At 65.2% G+C, this 16,247-nt stretch carries 13 protein-coding genes and 1 tRNA gene; 4 read left to right on the top strand and 10 right to left on the bottom strand.

Annotation, left to right across the window (positions count from 1 at the left end; translation table 11 throughout):
- Positions 1 to 9: 9 nt before the first annotated feature.
- Together ASE90_RS17385 and ASE90_RS17390 are read right to left on the bottom strand one after the other, a co-directional pair.
- The gene (locus ASE90_RS17385) at positions 10 to 783 is read right to left on the bottom strand and encodes an SPOR domain-containing protein (RefSeq protein ID WP_082449912.1); all 774 of its coding nucleotides are present in this window, start codon (positions 781 to 783) and stop codon (positions 10 to 12) included.
- Complete coding sequence (locus ASE90_RS17390) at positions 780 to 1,802, bottom strand: lytic transglycosylase domain-containing protein (RefSeq protein ID WP_056003852.1); 1,023 nt, start codon at positions 1,800 to 1,802, stop codon at positions 780 to 782. Before ASE90_RS17390 ends, ASE90_RS17385 begins: the two co-directional genes overlap by 4 nt.
- 278 nt (positions 1,803 to 2,080) lie before the next feature.
- On the opposite strand from ASE90_RS17390, the gene ASE90_RS17395 reads away from it, so the two are divergent.
- Positions 2,081 to 2,170: transfer RNA gene (locus tag ASE90_RS17395), tRNA-Ser, on the top strand.
- Between the two features lie 187 nt (positions 2,171 to 2,357).
- Here the strand turns inward: ASE90_RS17395 and ASE90_RS17400 are convergent.
- From ASE90_RS17400 to ASE90_RS17420, 5 genes are all read right to left on the bottom strand, one after another.
- Positions 2,358 to 3,860 carry an OprO/OprP family phosphate-selective porin gene (locus ASE90_RS17400; protein ID WP_056003855.1) on the bottom strand — a complete coding sequence of 501 codons (1,503 nt, stop codon included), beginning with the start codon at positions 3,858 to 3,860 and terminating at the stop codon, positions 2,358 to 2,360.
- A gap of 754 nt (positions 3,861 to 4,614) precedes the next feature.
- The gene (locus tag ASE90_RS17405) at positions 4,615 to 5,928 is read right to left on the bottom strand and encodes a methyl-accepting chemotaxis protein (RefSeq protein ID WP_235531930.1); all 1,314 of its coding nucleotides are present in this window, start codon (positions 5,926 to 5,928) and stop codon (positions 4,615 to 4,617) included.
- 482 nt (positions 5,929 to 6,410) lie between these two features.
- The gene (locus ASE90_RS17410; RefSeq protein ID WP_056003858.1) at positions 6,411 to 6,704 is read right to left on the bottom strand and encodes a hypothetical protein; all 294 of its coding nucleotides are present in this window, start codon (positions 6,702 to 6,704) and stop codon (positions 6,411 to 6,413) included.
- Between the two features lie 164 nt (positions 6,705 to 6,868).
- The gene (locus ASE90_RS17415) at positions 6,869 to 7,087 is read right to left on the bottom strand and encodes a hypothetical protein (RefSeq protein WP_156361643.1); all 219 of its coding nucleotides are present in this window, start codon (positions 7,085 to 7,087) and stop codon (positions 6,869 to 6,871) included.
- A 354-nt stretch (positions 7,088 to 7,441) separates the two neighbouring features.
- The gene (locus ASE90_RS17420; protein ID WP_056004177.1) at positions 7,442 to 8,002 is read right to left on the bottom strand and encodes a YkgJ family cysteine cluster protein; all 561 of its coding nucleotides are present in this window, start codon (positions 8,000 to 8,002) and stop codon (positions 7,442 to 7,444) included.
- A 147-nt stretch (positions 8,003 to 8,149) separates the two neighbouring features.
- Between ASE90_RS17420 and ASE90_RS17425 the strand changes: the two genes are divergently transcribed.
- From ASE90_RS17425 to ASE90_RS17435, 3 genes are all read left to right on the top strand, one after another.
- The gene (locus ASE90_RS17425) at positions 8,150 to 8,365 is read left to right on the top strand and encodes a hypothetical protein (RefSeq protein ID WP_056003864.1); all 216 of its coding nucleotides are present in this window, start codon (positions 8,150 to 8,152) and stop codon (positions 8,363 to 8,365) included.
- A gap of 163 nt (positions 8,366 to 8,528) precedes the next feature.
- Complete coding sequence (locus tag ASE90_RS17430; RefSeq protein ID WP_082449913.1) at positions 8,529 to 9,254, top strand: response regulator transcription factor; 726 nt, start codon at positions 8,529 to 8,531, stop codon at positions 9,252 to 9,254.
- Positions 9,251 to 10,846: a sensor histidine kinase gene (locus ASE90_RS17435; RefSeq protein WP_056003869.1), complete on the top strand. Its 1,596-nt coding sequence runs from the start codon at positions 9,251 to 9,253 to the stop codon at positions 10,844 to 10,846. Before ASE90_RS17430 ends, ASE90_RS17435 begins: the two co-directional genes overlap by 4 nt.
- A 113-nt stretch (positions 10,847 to 10,959) precedes the next feature.
- Here ASE90_RS17435 and ASE90_RS17440 read toward each other — a convergent pair whose 3' ends face one another.
- The 3 genes from ASE90_RS17440 to mutL form a co-directional block, all read right to left on the bottom strand.
- Complete coding sequence (locus tag ASE90_RS17440; protein WP_056003871.1) at positions 10,960 to 11,673, bottom strand: hypothetical protein; 714 nt, start codon at positions 11,671 to 11,673, stop codon at positions 10,960 to 10,962.
- A gap of 496 nt (positions 11,674 to 12,169) precedes the next feature.
- Positions 12,170 to 14,338, bottom strand: coding sequence for a xanthine dehydrogenase family protein molybdopterin-binding subunit (locus tag ASE90_RS17445; RefSeq protein ID WP_056003874.1), 2,169 nt, complete (start codon positions 14,336 to 14,338; stop codon positions 12,170 to 12,172).
- A gap of 10 nt (positions 14,339 to 14,348) precedes the next feature.
- On the bottom strand, positions 14,349 to 16,124 hold the full coding sequence (gene mutL, locus ASE90_RS17450; RefSeq protein WP_056003877.1) for a DNA mismatch repair endonuclease MutL: 1,776 nt from the start codon (positions 16,122 to 16,124) through the stop codon (positions 14,349 to 14,351).
- Positions 16,125 to 16,247 lie beyond the last annotated feature (123 nt).

Consider the following 16,247-nt stretch of genomic DNA (forward strand, 5'->3'; position numbering starts at 1 on the left):
TGGTTCCGTTCAGTCCTGGGCGATGATCCGGGCGTCGGCGAAGCCGCGACGTGCGATGGCGGCACGGGCGGTTTCGGCGGCGGCACGGGTAGGGAATGGGCCTGCCTGCACCCGGTACAGCCTGCCCGCCGAACGTACAACGCCGTCGATGGTTTTTGCGAGCGCGGCGGCGCGGTTGGCGTCCGACAGGGCCGCGACCTGTACCAGCCAGCGGCCAGCGGCGGGTCTGGGCATGGCGGTGACGGGCGGGTTCGAGCGGGGCACTGGTTTAGCGGCTGCGGTGATAGCCGCAACTTGCGGTGGGGCGGCCTTGGGCGCGACCGCAACAGGCTGGATCGCCGCTGGCTGCACCGACGGCAGCGGCCGGCGCAGCGCCGCGAGCAACGAGGGCGGCGCGGCGAGGCGGGGAACTTCGCTGCCGGCGCGGATCGCGGCCTGTTCGGCGGGCGACGGCGCGGCGGGACGGATTCGGATCTGCGCGTCCGTCTGGTCGCCAACGCCGATCGCCATTGATGCGGGGGCCGACAGCAGCGCGATCGTTTCGGGCGACACCGACGGATCGTTTTCGACCAGCACGATGATCGTCCGACCGCTGTCGAGCGCGGTGACCTCGGCATAGCTGCCGCCGGGGAGCGTGCGGTGCTGCACCGTCATGCCCTGCCCGGCCCGGTGCGAGAAACCGGCGCGGCCGACCTCGTCCAGTCGCTGTTCGTGGACGACCGGCGGCGCGTTCTGTGCCGACACCTGCCCGCCAGCCAGCAGCAGCAGCACGGCGAGGCTCATTGGGCGACCGCGTCCGCCAGCAGCCCGACCGACAGCGCGTAGAAATTGGAACAATTATAGTCGAGGATCACGCGGTAGTTGCCGGTCAGCAGATAGGCGGTCTCTCCCGGGCCGTCCGGCTCGATCAACGTCGCCTGCATCGTCGGGTCGAGGCGGCGGCCGTCGCTGGCAACGACGCCCAGCGCCTGCCACTCTTCGAGCGAGCGCCACTGGCTGTGCCGGGCGAACACGCGCGGGCACCGGGGCGACAGGGTACGCGGGGTAAGGATCGATCGGTCGAAGCCGGTCGGGACCTGCACCGCAAAGCCCCATGGCTGGCCGGGCCGCCAGCCGGCATCGACGAAATAATTGGCGATCGAGGCGAGCGTATCGGCAGGGTTCGACCAGATATTGGCGACGCCGTCGCCATCGCCGTCGCGCGCCAGCCGCAGATAGATCGACGGCAGGAACTGCGGATAGCCGAACGCGCCGGCCCAGCTGCCCTTCAACCGTTCGCGGGGAACGCCGCGATCGATCATCCTCAGCGTCGCGATGAATTCGGGTTCGAACAGGCTGCGGCGACGCCCTTCATAGGCCAGCGTGGCGAGGCTGCGCGGCAGATCGAAGTCGCCGGTATAGCTGCCGTAATTGGTCTCATGCCCCCAGATCGCGACCATGACCGATTCGGGCACGCCGGTCTGCTGCTCGATCGCTGCCAGCCGGCCGCGCTGCGCCTGATAGGCGGTGCGGCCGCGATCGATCCGCGCCGCATCGACATGGCGGATGCGATAGGGGGCGAAGCGCGACACGGTGGTCGTCGACGACGATCCCGGCTGTTGCCGGTCGAGTTCGACGACGCGCGGATTATAGGTCAGCGTCGGCAGGACGGAATCGATCGTCTGCTGCTGCACCCCCTGCGCCCGCGCGCGCAAGGCAACCTCGCGCAGATAGGATTGAAACCCGTCGGCATCCTGCGCCGCCGCCGACCCGCCGGCCATCAGGGTCAGGAACGCTGCCAACCCCGCCTTTGCAATACGCATCACACAGCCTCCCGCTACGGCGATCTTTTGGCACAGCCGGTCAGGCGGATGAACCCCCTCCTGCGACAAAGGCTTGCACAATGACGTCGACCCGCATTAGGCGCTGCAGGCACGGGGAAGAGTGTCCGAGTGGTTTAAGGAACCGGTCTTGAAAGCCACTGGAGCTTTAGCGCCGATGCGATAAAAAGGTGAGGATTATTGCGGATTTGCCGCTACGTCCGGGCTGTGGGTGGAAACGCCCGTAAGTAGATTGTAAGCGGCAAGCGCGCTGACGGTACGGAAGAGTGTCCGAGTGGTTTAAGGAACCGGTCTTGAAAACCGGCGAGCGGGCAACCGTTCCGTGGGTTCGAATCCCACCTCTTCCGCCAGCCGGGGCGGCTTGTGATGGCGATACCCCGCGCTCCCCAACCGGCTTCACCGCCTTCAGATTGAATTCGGGGCTGAACTTCGACCGTTGCGTTCGCTACCGCCGGTTCCGGTACATCTCGGGTGTCCCGCGGAACCGGCGGTGGACCAGAACGGGGTTGCCGGATGGTACCCGCTCCGACGCGACGATCAGAACGTAACGCCGATCCCGCCACTGACGGTTTCCCCATTGTCCTTGCCGATGAACGCGCCAGCACGATTATCGGTGTTCCAGTGGATCAGATTGAGCTGCAACCGGATGATGCTGTCGAGATACCAGTTCACCCCCGCTGTCACCGCTGATCCGTTGCCCCCGGTCGCCACGCCGGCGAAATCGAGGTTCTCGTAGCGCGTCAGCAGCTCGACGGCACCCGGACCGCCGTCGAACACCGGGCGCAGGACGCGCGGTTGCGCGAACGTTCCGAGCCGCGGGTTGTACGGCGGCAGTTCACCGGTGACGAACCAGCCGCCGGACAGGCTCCACGCCCTTGTGACCAGATCATCACGACCGCCGGTCAGGCGGGCATGGCGCTCGCCCGCCTCGCCCATCACCCACACCGGGCCGGCATAGCCTCCGACTTCGGCACCATAGCCGGTCGTTCCCGTCCCGCCGGTCAGGATCCCGGTAGAGACGCGCAGCAGGCTGTTGAAGCGCCCGCCGATCACGGTGTTGCGGGTCAGCGTTCCCGGTCCGTTGGCCAGTTTTTCATCGAATCCCCACAGCCCGAGATGGACGATCGAGCGGTCCGTCTTGATCGGATTCCAGTGCGCGCGTGCCAGCACCGTCCGACTGTCCGACACGCTCTGGTTGGCATCGACAGTATCACCGCTCAGCGTGATCGAGGCATGGCCCGTGCTCCAGAAGATCCGCGGCATCAGCGCGATACCATAAAAGCCACGCTGAGGAATGATCGCGGTAGCGACGACGTTTCTTTCAAGGAACGGTGGTGCGTCCGAACCGCTCGATCCCTCGAAACTCCGATCGTTGAACATGTTGCCGAAGCGGACGTCGTAGGAGATCCGCCCCACGTCATCGCGCCAGCCGACAAACATCGTACCGACGTCGGACACGTTGTCGGCGAAATCGTTTTCGAACTGGTAGAAGAAGTGTGTTCCGATCGCGCCCTCGATACCGATCCGAAGCGCGCGGGCACCGGTGGTCGTGATGTTGCGCGCTTCATACCCGGACCCGAACGTCGAACTGACGTGGTTGATGATACGGCCGCGCATCTTGAACGTATATTTGCCGTCTGCGGAGTGGAAAATCGGCAATCCGCCACGCCATTCGGTGGTAACGCCCGACGGGTTCATTGCGGCGGCGCGCGCTTGCGTCACGGTCTGTTCGGCCGGGCTTGCCGGAATGATCTGCGGCGCGAAGGACACCGTTTCACTGTCGTTGCCGATGGTCGTTGCGGCCGTCGACGGTTGCTGGCGTGGGGCCACGGTGGTGGCGGCCGCGATCGGCGCCACGGCGACCGCGGACGACCTGCTTTCGATCGCTTCAAGCCGCGCACGAAGCAGCGCGATTTCACTTGCCTGCGCTCGCAACAGCTTCAGTATCTCCGCTTGGTCAGCCGGATTGCTTTGAGCAGATACCGGCGCGGAGAGCACAAGTGCGGACACCGACGTGCCAATGTATAGCAGGTGCTTCATGTATCAAGCCCATAATATAAGGTGCCGAATGCTGTCGTTTCAATTAAATGTACGGGCCTATTATCTCGGCAAATATTTCATGGAATCCGCCTCCATCAAACCCGCTATAAATAATTTGCGACACCTTCGCGGCTCACCGATTTCAGGAACTCGTTCCATAGTATCGTGAAGGTTAATTACCCGCTAATGTACTTATGCGGCAGCGATATATTTGCGGCATGGACAGCAACGGCCTTATCGCAAACAGGACTGACGCAAGGTTGACGATGCCGATGCAGGAGGCAGCGGTGTTGTCGTAGCGGGTGCGACACGTCGATCGTTCATGAAGCTGTTCAACAGGCGCTCTATCGGCCTGCGCAACGGGCATGGAATTTGGCAATGAAGTGGAGGCACGATCACCCAAGCGCCTCGACCGTGCCAGTCTTTTTTTGCCCATGGTTTTAAGGAGGGGGCTGCATAACCATACTGGCAATTACGCGCAGATAGCCTGGAAATCATAGAATTATGCCATCAATATTCAGCAAAAACACCCGGTGACGGCAGTGAACAGCATGCATGTTTTCGAGTCATGGATTGATACATCCCGATATCAGCCGAGAGTATCAAACATATTTCTGATTTTGGCAAGAATGTAGGCAATGTTCGGCTTGACCTCATCTGCCGCTGCGTGACGCTGTATAACACGCGAGCGGTGCTTGTGGGTATTCGGGATCGGGATGACGATTGTCGCGGCAACGGTCGCGGCGCGGCGATTTCAGCACGCGACGCGGCGCGAAAATTCATCGGCGCTATTCTTCAGCAGGTGCAGACGCCTGTTGAGCCGGTCGAAGCCCTGCCCAACCTGGCCCATCTTCTCGGCGACCGCCTCGGTGTCGGTGTGGATCGCCGCGATCGTGTTCGACGTCATCCTGGCGGCCAGCGCAGTTTCATCGACGGCCGCCGTAATCATGGTCACGGTTTGCGCCTGCACCTCCATGGCGCGACGGATCCGTCCGGCACTGCTCTCCACCGCGTTTACCGTCGCCTTGATCTCGGCATTCATATCGACCGCCGCTTGGGTCGACGACTGGATTGCACCGATCTTCGCTGCGATATCATCGGTCGCATGCGCCGTCTGCCGGGCCAGCGACTTCACTTCCTGTGCCACCACCGAAAATCCTCGCCCGGCATTGCCGGCGCGTGCCGCTTCTATGGTAGCGTTTAGCGCCAGCAGGTTTGTCCGGCCTGCGATTTCGCGGATCAAGCCGAGAATGGACTCGATCGCGCGCGCATGATCGCTCAGGGACACGGACACCCCGACCGCGTGCGTTGCCTGCGCCCGCGCAAGGCACGCTATTTCAGCCGCCTCCTTCACCTCCTGTTGCGCTGTCTGTATCGCCTGGATCAGTCCGGCGGCGGTTCCGGCGGCGTCGCGCATCGCAGTCGCGGATTGATCGGCGGCCAACGCCACGGCGCTTGTCATGTCCAGCATGCCCCGCGTTGCTACGGCGGTCCGTGCGGTCTGCTCGTGTAGCGACCCCCCTTCGTCCAGGCTTTCGGCCACCAGCGCCGCGATCCCGCTGCGAAAGGCGTCGGCGGTCACTGCGCGCTGGTGTTGCAGCACCGTATCCCTGTGCGCATTGTAGAGCGTGGTCAGGACGTCGCCTTCCATCGCCTGCAGCCTGAGAAACAAGCGATTGATCGCGGTCCGCTCCTCCTTGGAGCAGTTATACTCGTCAGCCATCGTCTCGACGCACCGTGCGATCGTCGCACTGCCGAGTGCGAGGATGGTACTCAGCGGTACGCCGGCGGCAAAGCCCGCTGCAACCCACTGCTCGCTGTGTTGCAGCCATGCCCCGCCCGCAGGGTCGCATAGCTGCGCCTCGATCGCGGAGAATAGGTCCGCTTCATGGCTGCCGCGTTCTGCCGCGGTGTTGGCGGGAAGCAGTCGGTACCACTCCGCGATCTCCGCTGCGGCGATGTCTGCGGCATGAGGTTTCAAAATGGCCCAGACCGCGCGCCCAAGTCGGGAATCTGAATCCTGGAAGCCAAACAAGCGGCATTTCTCGAAGAGATCACGCTCGTCCAAGCAAATACGGCCCGAAATTATAGCCCCGGTTTCCATCATTTGGATGGTAGTTCATGGGTGTTAAATCGACGTTAGCGCAAATTGGGTGGCGCGCTCGCTGTTATGTAGCAGTACGCTGCTGAGTTGGAGCGGCAGATTACGGCCTTCATCAGCCAGGTGCTGCACGTCGACCGGCGTAGGATGCGCGGGGAGCGTGGTGACGGAACGATCCGCAAACCGTCGAGCCGGCGACCAAGCCGTTGTCATTCGATCGGTCACGATCCACTATCGCAATACCTCGCCGGCATCGGCCAGTTCGACCTGATACATGATGTTCAGATGCAGACCGATGAGGTTTGCACACCGAACCGGCGATGGTCAGCACCTGCGTAGCGGGACACCGTGCGAAGGCCGCACGAACACCGGTTTGTGTTGGGGCGACGCCCTTTCGTTCTGCGAAAGCAGGATGGTCGCAACAACGGCCCCTCAATATCCAGCTGCCATCAGCGCCGCATCCATGTCGTTCCGGCCGTGTCGGATGCCGTCTTCAGCCGGGCACGAGCCTTGGCGTCCGACAGGCTGGTGGCACGCGGAAAATCGGTACTGATTGTAGCTGCGCCCGCGAAACTGGCATTGCCGGGTCTTCCGATAAACTCGTGATCGGCGCCGACGTAGACAACGCCGTACTTGTCGCCGGCCGGGGCGGACTGCACCGGCAGCAGATGATCGTGCCAATCGGTGACGAGTCCGGGCACGAGGTCGCGGTCGCGGTCGCCGGTGACGAGCAGGATCGGCACGCGATCACCGGCATAGGCGTCCGGTCCGATCAGACCGGGGATGCGCCCCGGCGATCAGAATCCCAGCACTGCTCTGACGCTGGGGTCGCGGAAGTTGCCGAGCGCTGCCAACCCACCGCCGAGGCGTAAGGCGGTCAGTGTACCGAAGCTATGTCCCGCCGCCACTAATAGGCGCTCGCGGCGCGCCAATCGGCGATCCGTTCGCCGAAATTCGCTTCGCAGCTGAACTTCTCGCGATCGGAATAATGCATCGAGTCGACATGCACCGACGCAATCACCGCGAACCCTGCCTGTTGCCACGCCGACGCGATCGCATCGTAACGCTCGGGCCATGCGCCATGGCCGGTCGAAAACAGGACAACATCCTCCACTTTCTTTGGCACCTAGGTGACGAGCGTAGTCGCGCGCGTGGCGGATACCGTTAACGGCAGTTACGCTGTGGGCTGCGCCGCCAACGGCCTAGGCGTTATGGCGAGAAGCAGCCCTGCGACCGAAGCAAACTTCAATCGGCCCATCGGCTTTACCCCGTCCCTGCTGTGATGTTAGCTGCTACAATACAACCCTCGCAAGTCTACCAGTTGGAAGGCGTTCGGAGCGGATCCGGCATGGCGCCGCCTGATCGCAATGCCGGGCGCTGGCCGAGACGGTCATGGGCATCGATAATCAGATTCTACGCCCGATGCGCTATTCGCAGACCTGACCGGCCGGCACGTCCCGCCAGGGACGCGCCCTGCCCCTCAACCGTCCGACGCAAACATCCCATATTGATCGCGCCACGCCGCTACTTCGTCCCGTAACGGTCCCGGAGCCGGTGCCCCCGACAGGACGAGGCGAGCGATGTCGGGTTCGGGGTGCATCAGCATCTTCTTGTCGCCGTCACTGAACCAGACGGGGATCAGGCGGTCGCACAAAACATCCAGAACCCGCGCGGCCGTGCCGTTTGCGATCGCGTCGCTGCCGGGCAGCAGGCGGACGTTGATCGCGACCCCTTCCAAGCAATTTTGCGGTTTCGCGACGAAATTGACCGAAATCAGCAGCCCGGAGCGGTCGGGTCGTGCCGCGTCGGGCAGATCCTCGTCGCGCCGCCAGACGCAGAACCACGTCCGGCAGATATGCGGCCGCACCGCGTGAATGCCGCAGCCGTTCGCGGTCAGATGGGTACAGGGGATGCCCGCCGGCTTGGCGAAATCGGGCGAGTTGACCGGCAGCACCGTGCAGCAGGCGGTGCAATCGCCGCACGATCGATGCGACAGCACCGGGCCGAGCAGGTTCGTTTCCAGATCGGCGACATCGTCCATCCGCCCCGGTTGCCGAGGCGCGACCGAAAAGGCAACCGCCGCCCTGCACGAAATCTGCACCGTTTCCAGCCGGGTTCCGAACCACGGCGACCGCACGATGTGCAGCAGCACGGGCGTATCGGTGTCCCGGACCAACCGGAGACATTCATGGATATCACCACCGCCCGTAAACGCCGCCCCGTCGTCTGGTGCGTCGCCGCCGCCGTGATGATGGTGACGGTGGGCGACGTGCCGTTCGGTCAGCGAGGTGCCTTTGGCGGCAAGATCGGGTTCGGACTGGCGGCGCTGTTGTTGCCCGGCATTGCCTGCCGTCCGGCGATCCAGCGCAGCGCGACCGCGTCCGCTTCGTCCGCAACACGGTGATGTTCACCATGGACCGGCGGATGGCAGCGGCCCGGGCGAGGCTGCCCGGACTTGCCCGGAAGCTGCCGATGCCCGGCGCGACCCGCCGGTGCGACGGACGCATCAAACCGCCCCCTGCCCCGCCTGCCCCGGTCAGCTCCACATTGACAGTCGAGGCGCGGCCATGATCCTGTGCCCCATGCCGCGTTCGATCCTGATCGTCGATGACGATCCGCACATCCGCCAGTTGCTGGTCTTCGCCTTTGGCAAGGCGGGCCTGAACACCCGCGAGGCCGGCGATGGCGAGGAGGCATTGGCCAGTGCGACGCGCGACCCGCCGGACCTGATCGTCCTCGACATCAATATGCCGCGCATGGACGGGCTGGAAGTATGTCGCCGGTTGCGGGCGGCAGGCGATATCCCGATCCTGTTCCTGTCGTCGCGCGACGACGAGATCGACCGGGTGCTCGGCATCGAGCTGGGCGGTGACGACTATGTCGTGAAACCCTTTTCCCCGCGTGAGGTGGTCGCCCGGTCGATGGCGATCCTGCGCCGGACCGCCGCGCATCCGCCGCGTGCCGAGACGGTGGCGAGCTTTCGCTATGGCGGGCTGAGCATCGATGGCGAGGGATGGGCCGCGCACTGGATGGGGCGGGAGGTCGCGCTGACGGTGACCGAGTTCACGATCCTGCGGACGCTGGCATCGATGCCGTCGCGCATCTTTTCGCGCGACCAGATCATCGACCGGCTGCACGGACCGGGCTTTGCGATCACCGACCGGACGATCGACAGCCATGTCCGCAACCTGCGCCGGAAATTCACCGATGCGGGCTGTGCCGACCTGATCGAGACGCGGGCCGGGGTCGGCTATCGGCTGGGCAACTGCAAGGAGCCGGTCGCGACGCCATGATCGCGCGGGCAAAGGCGGCCATTGCGCGGCATTGGCCGGTGCTGCGGCTGCGCACGATCCTGTTCAGTACGCTGGTGCTGGTCGCGGCGCTGCCCGGCTTCGGCGCGCTGTTCCTGCGGGTATATGAGAACGCACTGGTTCGCCGGACCGAGGGCGAACTGATCGCGCAAAGTGCGGCGCTGGCCGCCAGCGCCGCGATCCTGTGGCAGGGACCACGGCCGACGGTGGCGGCGCCCCGCCCGGCAGCGCCCAATCCCTATGATCCGCAGAGCGAAGTCGATCTGCGTGCCTCGCCGATCCTGCCGCCCCGCCCCGCTGCGCTGGTCGTAGCGGATGCGCCGCAACCCGACGCGCTGGCGACCGCGCGGCGACTGCTCCCGGCGATCGACGAGACCAGCCGCACTACGCTGTCGTCGATCCTGATGCTCGACGGCAGGGGTATCCTGCTGAACGGGGGCGAGGCGGGACGTTCGCTGCGGCAACTGCCGGAAATCCGGTCGGCGCTGGCCGGACGACCGGCGACGGTGTTGCGCGAAAATGGCGGCTACGTTTCCCGCTATCCGTTCGAATGGCTCAGTCGCGCGTCGAACCTGCGGTTGCATCATACGCGGCCGATCATGGTCGATGGCCGGGTTCGCGGCGTGCTGCTGGTATCGCGGTCGCCGCGCCCGCTGTTCAAGGGAATGTACGAGGATCGCGGCAAGATCGTGCTCGGCATCGTGCTGATCTTCGGTGCGCTGATCGTGCTGACCGCGATCCTGTCGCGGGCGATCGTGCGGCCGATCGAGCGGCTCAGCCGGTCGACGCGGACGTTGGCATCGGGCCAGCCGGCGGCGACCGACCTGCCCTCGCTACAGGTCGTCGAGATCCGCGACCTGTTCCGCGACTTCGCGGTGATGGCCGACAGCATCGACAAACGGTCGCGCTATCTGCGCGACTTCGCCTCCTCGGTCAGCCACGAATTCAAGACGCCGCTGGCGGGCATCAGCGGCGCGATCGAGCTGTTGCAGGATCATGAGGCGGACATGACGCCGGCCGATCGGCGGCAATTCCTGCACAACATGGCGATCGATGCCGAACGCCTGTCGCGGCTGGTGCGGCGATTGATGGAACTGGCCAAGGCCGATCTGCACCGGCCGGGCGGGAAAGCCGGTGCGGCGTTGCCGCCGGTACTGGCGATCGTTGCCGACGTACTGCCGACCGCCGGGTTCACCGTGTCGATCATGCTGCCCGAGCAACTGCCCCGGCTGGCGATCGATGCGCGGACGTTGGAGGCAGTGTTGACCACGCTGGTCGACAATGCGCGACAGGCGGGGGCATCGGTCGTGGTGGTTACCGCGGCGGTCGAGGACGGCACCGTCGCGATCGACGTCGCCGACGATGGTCGGGGAATCGCGCCTGCCGATCGCGACCGCATTTTCGAGGCGTTCTTCACGACCAAGCGCGAGGCGGGCGGCACCGGTCTCGGCCTGCCGATCGCGCGGTCGCTCGTCGAGGCTTATGGCGGGACGCTGACGTTGGGAGCGGCGATGGCCGGTGCCCGGTTCGTCATTGGCCTGCCGATCGACCCCGGAGAACGGGCCGAGGTGTAGAGCGATACCGACGGCGCTGGATAAGGACCGGCGTGGCGAACGATCTGCCACGCCGGTCCTCGATTACCTCGGGAAAGGTGCCGGCTGGCGCGAACGCCGCCGGCCCCCTTCGATCAGCCGTCGATACCGTAATGGAAATAGGTCACGCCGTTGATCGTCTCCTGATACAGGAAATCGATCGAGACCATGTTGTGGCCGACGCCGTTCAGGTCGATCTGCCCGCCCGGATGCTTGAAGCCGTCGCTGGACTTGGGACCGCCTTCGCCCGACAGGTCGAGGACGTCGTTGCTGCCGAAGCCGATCGTGGCGTTGTCGTCATTGTCGAAAATCTGCCTGGTGGTGACGATCTGATCGTCGGCACCGAAGCCGTTGATCGTGTCGAAACCGAGGTTCAGACCCAGCGCATTGTCGTAGAAGAATTTGTAGCTGCCCGACGACGCGTCGAAACTGTCGTTGGTGACCTTTCCTTCGGTGAACCCCGCCAGCCGGACCGACGCGTCGGCATAGGCATGGCCGCCGTCCTTCGATCCCAGATAGCGCAGGTTCACCCCGCCGCCATCGGCGGCGACGAGCGTCAACTGGTCGGCACCACCGGCGCCATCGACCGCGATCACGCCGTTCTCGCCAGCGTCGACCGTATCGCCGATCGACCGGTAATTGATCAGCGAGTCGTTCTTGCGGAAGGTCAGGATCGTATCGTCACCGACATCGCCGTTGCTGACGATATAAGCAGTGGCGATATCCTGGCCGAAGATGACGTCGTTGGTGCCGTTCGCGACGAGGATCGTCGACGCAGCGGTGGTGATCAGCGAATTGTTGCTTGGCATGATGCCCCCTCTTTAAAAATCCCCCCAGCCATGCCCCGGCGGTTCCCGAACGGCTGGCCGAAGACCGGGTCCGTCAACGCGACGATCCGGTTGCGACGATGCGCGAAATCGACAACCCCGATCCTGCCAAGCGGTTCCAGAGGAACAATAATTTTACAATATGGCGATGCGTTAGCGAAATATTAATTGTTGCCGCTAACCGTTTGTAAACTTCTCGAGGCGGGACATTCCGACATATTCCGCTGATGTGCAACGTCCTTGCCGGGGAGTTTCAGTTAATCCTGTGCGTTCAGTGCGGTCCAGTCTGGAAAAATAGTGCCAGCAATAGTATCGCCGGTGCGACGACGACGATGACATAGGTAAGCAACAGCTCCGGCTGTCTGGCCATCACCAACACCGGCGTCCAACGAGCGTGGTGGATCGCGGGCAGGTCCCCCTCAAGCGGATCGACGGAGACGTAGCCACCCGAACAGCGTCGGTGCGGATCGGCCGGAACCTACATTCCGGCCAACAGCTTGTCGACGGTGATCGGATAGTCGCGCACCCGGACGCCGCACGCATTGTAGACGGCGTTGGCCACCGCCGCGCCGACGCCGCAGATGCCGAGTTCGCCAACCCCCTTCGCCTTCATCGGCGACGACAGCGGGTCCTCTTCGTCGAGGAAGACGATGTCCTGATGCGGAATATCGGCATGGGTCGGCACATGATATTCGGCCATGTCGTGATTGATGAACCCGCCGAGCCGGGCGTCGATCACCAGTTCCTCGGTCAGGGCAGCGCCGACGCCCATCGTCATCGCGCCCAGTATCTGGCTGCGCGCCGATTTGGGGTTGAGGATGCGTCCGGCACCGAACACGCCCAGCATTCGCCGCACCCGGATTTCGGCGGTATCGGCGTCGACCGCGACTTCGGCGAAATGCGCGCCGAAGGTTGCCTGCACGTATTTTTTGGTCAGGTTGCCGAACTCGATCCGGTCCTCGACCTCGATCCCCTGCCCGCCCGCGGCCTCGCCCAGCGTCACCGACTTGTTGCCCGACCACACCCGGCCATCGGAAAAGCGGGCGGTGACGGCTTCGAAACCTGCCGCTTCGGCGATCCGGTCGCGCAGGCCTATACATGCGGCATAGACGCCGGCGGTCGAGCTGTTCGCGCCGAATTGTCCGCCCGATCCGGCGGAGATCGGAAAGCTGGATTCACCCAGCCGGACGGTCACCTGATCGAGGTCGACGCCCAGCATTTCGGCAGCGGTCTGGGCAAGGATCGTGTAGCTGCCGGTGCCGATGTCGGTCATGTCGGTGGTCACGGTCACGTGTCCGGAACCATCTACACCGACGCGCGCCGCCGATTTCAGCACGATATTGCCGCGATAGGCCGCTGCCATGCCCATGCCGATCCGCCAGCGACCATCGCGCCGCGCGCCCGGCGTCGGAACCCTCGCGCTCCAGCCGAAACGCTCGGCCCCTTCGCGCAGGCACCCGACCAAATCGCGGTGCGAGAAGCGGCGTTCGGGATTTTCGGGATCGACCTGCGTATCGTTCAGGATGCGCAACTCGACGGGATCGATGCCCAGCTTTTCCGCCAGTTCGTCCATCGCCGCTTCGATCGCCATCATGCCCACCGCTTCGCCGGGCGCGCGCATGGCGTTGGATTCGGGCAGGTTGAGCGTCGCCAGCCATTCGTCGACCCGACGGTTCGGCGCGGCATAGAGCTGTCGGGTCTGCGCGCCCGCCCCTTCGGGACTGCCGCCATCGACGTCGCCCGACCAGCTTTCGTGCCCGATCGCGGTCAGCCGCCCCTCACGCGTCGCGCCCAGCCGCACACGCTGGATCGTCGCCGACCGGTGCGGAGTATTGTTGAACATCTGCGGCCGGGTCAGCACCACCTTCACCGCCCGCCCCACCTGCCGCGCCGCGACCGCCGCCAGCACCGCATCGGCGCGGACCCACAGCTTGCCGCCGAACCCGCCGCCGATATGGTGCGCGACGATCCGCACCTTCTCCTTCGGCATGGCGAGCACCTTGGCCATATCACGCGCGGCCCAGTCGACCATCTGGTTCGCGGTCCACAGCGTCAGTTCGTCGCCGTCCCACGCCGCGATCGTCGCATGCGGCTCCATCATCGCATGGGCGTGATCGGGGGTGGTGTAGGTCGCATCGACCTGCACCGCGGCATCGGCGAAGGCGCGATCGAAATCGCCATGTTCGTTCGACGAATGTCGCGTGGCGGCGTCCTTTGCCGCGACGAGGTCGAACATCCCGTCATCGGCGGCATAGTCGATCCGGATCAGCCGGGCGGCGGCGCGCGCCGTTTCGAAGCTGTCCGCCACGACCAGCGCCGCCGCCTGCCCGAACTGATCGACCTGCGGGCCGGCGAGCATCGGCACCTTGTGATCGTCGCCACGCGCCAGCGGCCCGGCATTCTCGTGCGTCACCACCGCCAGCACGCCGGGCGCGGACAGCGCAGCGGCGGCGTCGATCGCCACGATCCGTCCGCTGGCGATCGTCGTCGTGACGATCATCCCATAGACCATGCCGGTCGCCGAAAATTCGGCGGCATAGGTCGCACGGCCGGTGACCTTCAGCGGCCCTTCGATCCGATCGGTCGGACGGCCCAGAACCCGCATGGTATCGGTCGGATTCGGTCCGGCGGCTTGGGTGAACTTCATGACTTGCTTCCTATTTCCGGCCGAACAGCTTTTCGATATCGCCATGCGCCAGCTTGATCCAGGTCGGGCGACCATGGTTGCACTGGCCCGAATGTGGCGTGACTTCCATTTCGCGCAACAGCGCGTTCATCTCGACCACCGACAACACCCGCCCGGCCCGCACCGATCCATGGCAGGCCATCGTCGCCGCGACATGGTCGATGCGTTCCTTCAGCGACAGCGCCGCGTCGTGCGCACGGATTTCGTCGGCCAGATCGGTGACGAGGCCGAGGACATCGCCCTGCCCCAGCACCGCCGGGACGGCACGCACCAGCATCGCGCGCGGCCCGAACCGTTCGAGTTCAAGGCCGAATTCCGTCAGTTCGCCGGCCTTGTCCTCCAGCGCGTCGCAGGCGAACTCGTCCAGTTCGACCACTTCGGGGATCAGCAGCGCCTGTCGCGCGACCCCGCCCGTGGCCAGCGCGGCGCGCATCCGTTCCAGCACCAGCCGTTCATGCGCGGCATGCTGATCGACAAGCACGAGCCCGTCCTCGGCCTCGGCAACGATATAGGTCCGCGCAACCTGTCCGCGGGCAGCGCCCAGCGGGAATTGCGTCGCGGCGGGCGGTGGTTCGGTGGCGACCTCCGCGCGGGCCTGCGGCGGCGGTGCGAAGAAGGTCGGGCGACGTTCGTTGAACGCGAACCCCGACGCTATGGTCGCCTCGGCCAACGGAGGCAGCGGCAATACGGACGGGACGGCAGGTGCGATCGGTTCCGACGTCCATGCCGCCATCGCTTCCTCGGCGGGGCGCTGCGCCGCACGAAAGCCGGCCTCGTCGAGCGCCCGGCGCAGGCCACCGACGATCAGGCCGCGCGCGGCCGCCGGGTCGCGGAAACGCACCTCGGTCTTGGCGGGATGGACGTTCACGTCGATCAGGTCGGGATCGACGTCGAGGAACAACGCGACCACCGCGTGCCGATCGCGCGCCAGCATTTCGGCATAGGCACCGCGCACCGCCCCCGACAGCAGCCGATCCTTTACCGGGCGGCCGTTGACGAACAGATATTGATGATCGGCCACGCCGCGGTGAAAGGTCGGCAGCCCGGCGACGCCGCCCAGACGCATCCCCTCACGCGCCCAGTCCAGTCCGACCGAATTGGCGGCGAGCGCCCGGTCGGTCAGCGCCGCAACGCGTTCGGGCCGCGACTCGCCGGCCTGCACGCCCAGCACCCGCCGGCCATCATGTTCGAGGGTGAAGGCGATGTCGGGGCGCGCCATCGCCAGTCGCCGGACCTGATCGACGCATGCGGCGAATTCCGACCGGGCGGAGCGCAGAAACTTGCGCCGCGCCGGCACGCGGGCGAACAGCCCTTCCACCCGGATGCGGGTGCCCGGCGGCACGGCGGCGGGGCGATCGTCGACCACCTCGCCATTGTCGACGGTGCGCAGCCAGCCCTCCGCCCCCGCCGGTCTGCTCTCGATCGACAGCCGGGCGACGCTGGCGATCGACGGCAGCGCCTCGCCCCTAAACCCCAGGGTCGTGACCGCTTCGATCCGGTCGTCGGGCAGTTTCGAGGTGGCATGGCGTTCGAGCGCCAGCGCCATATCGGCCGGTCCCATGCCACAGCCGTCGTCGGCAACCTCGATCAGGTCGATGCCGCCACCAGCCAGGCGAACCGATATCCGGGTCGCCCCGGCATCGATCGCGTTCTCGACCAGTTCTTTCAGCGCGGAAGCAGGGCGTTCCACCACTTCCCCGGCGGCGATGCGGTTGACGAGATGCTCGGGGAGACGGCGTATTGACATGGAGATCGCTCTAGCCCAAGCGGCCTCATCCCGCGACCTGGAACTGCCATCGTGCAACCGATCGGATAGCCGATCGGACGGGTCGAGGTACAAGCTGCGAACCGCCGCGTCGGGACACGCGGG

This window comes from Sphingomonas sp. Leaf67 (assembly GCF_001421965.1).
In the GTDB taxonomy this organism is placed as follows: domain Bacteria; phylum Pseudomonadota; class Alphaproteobacteria; order Sphingomonadales; family Sphingomonadaceae; genus Sphingomonas.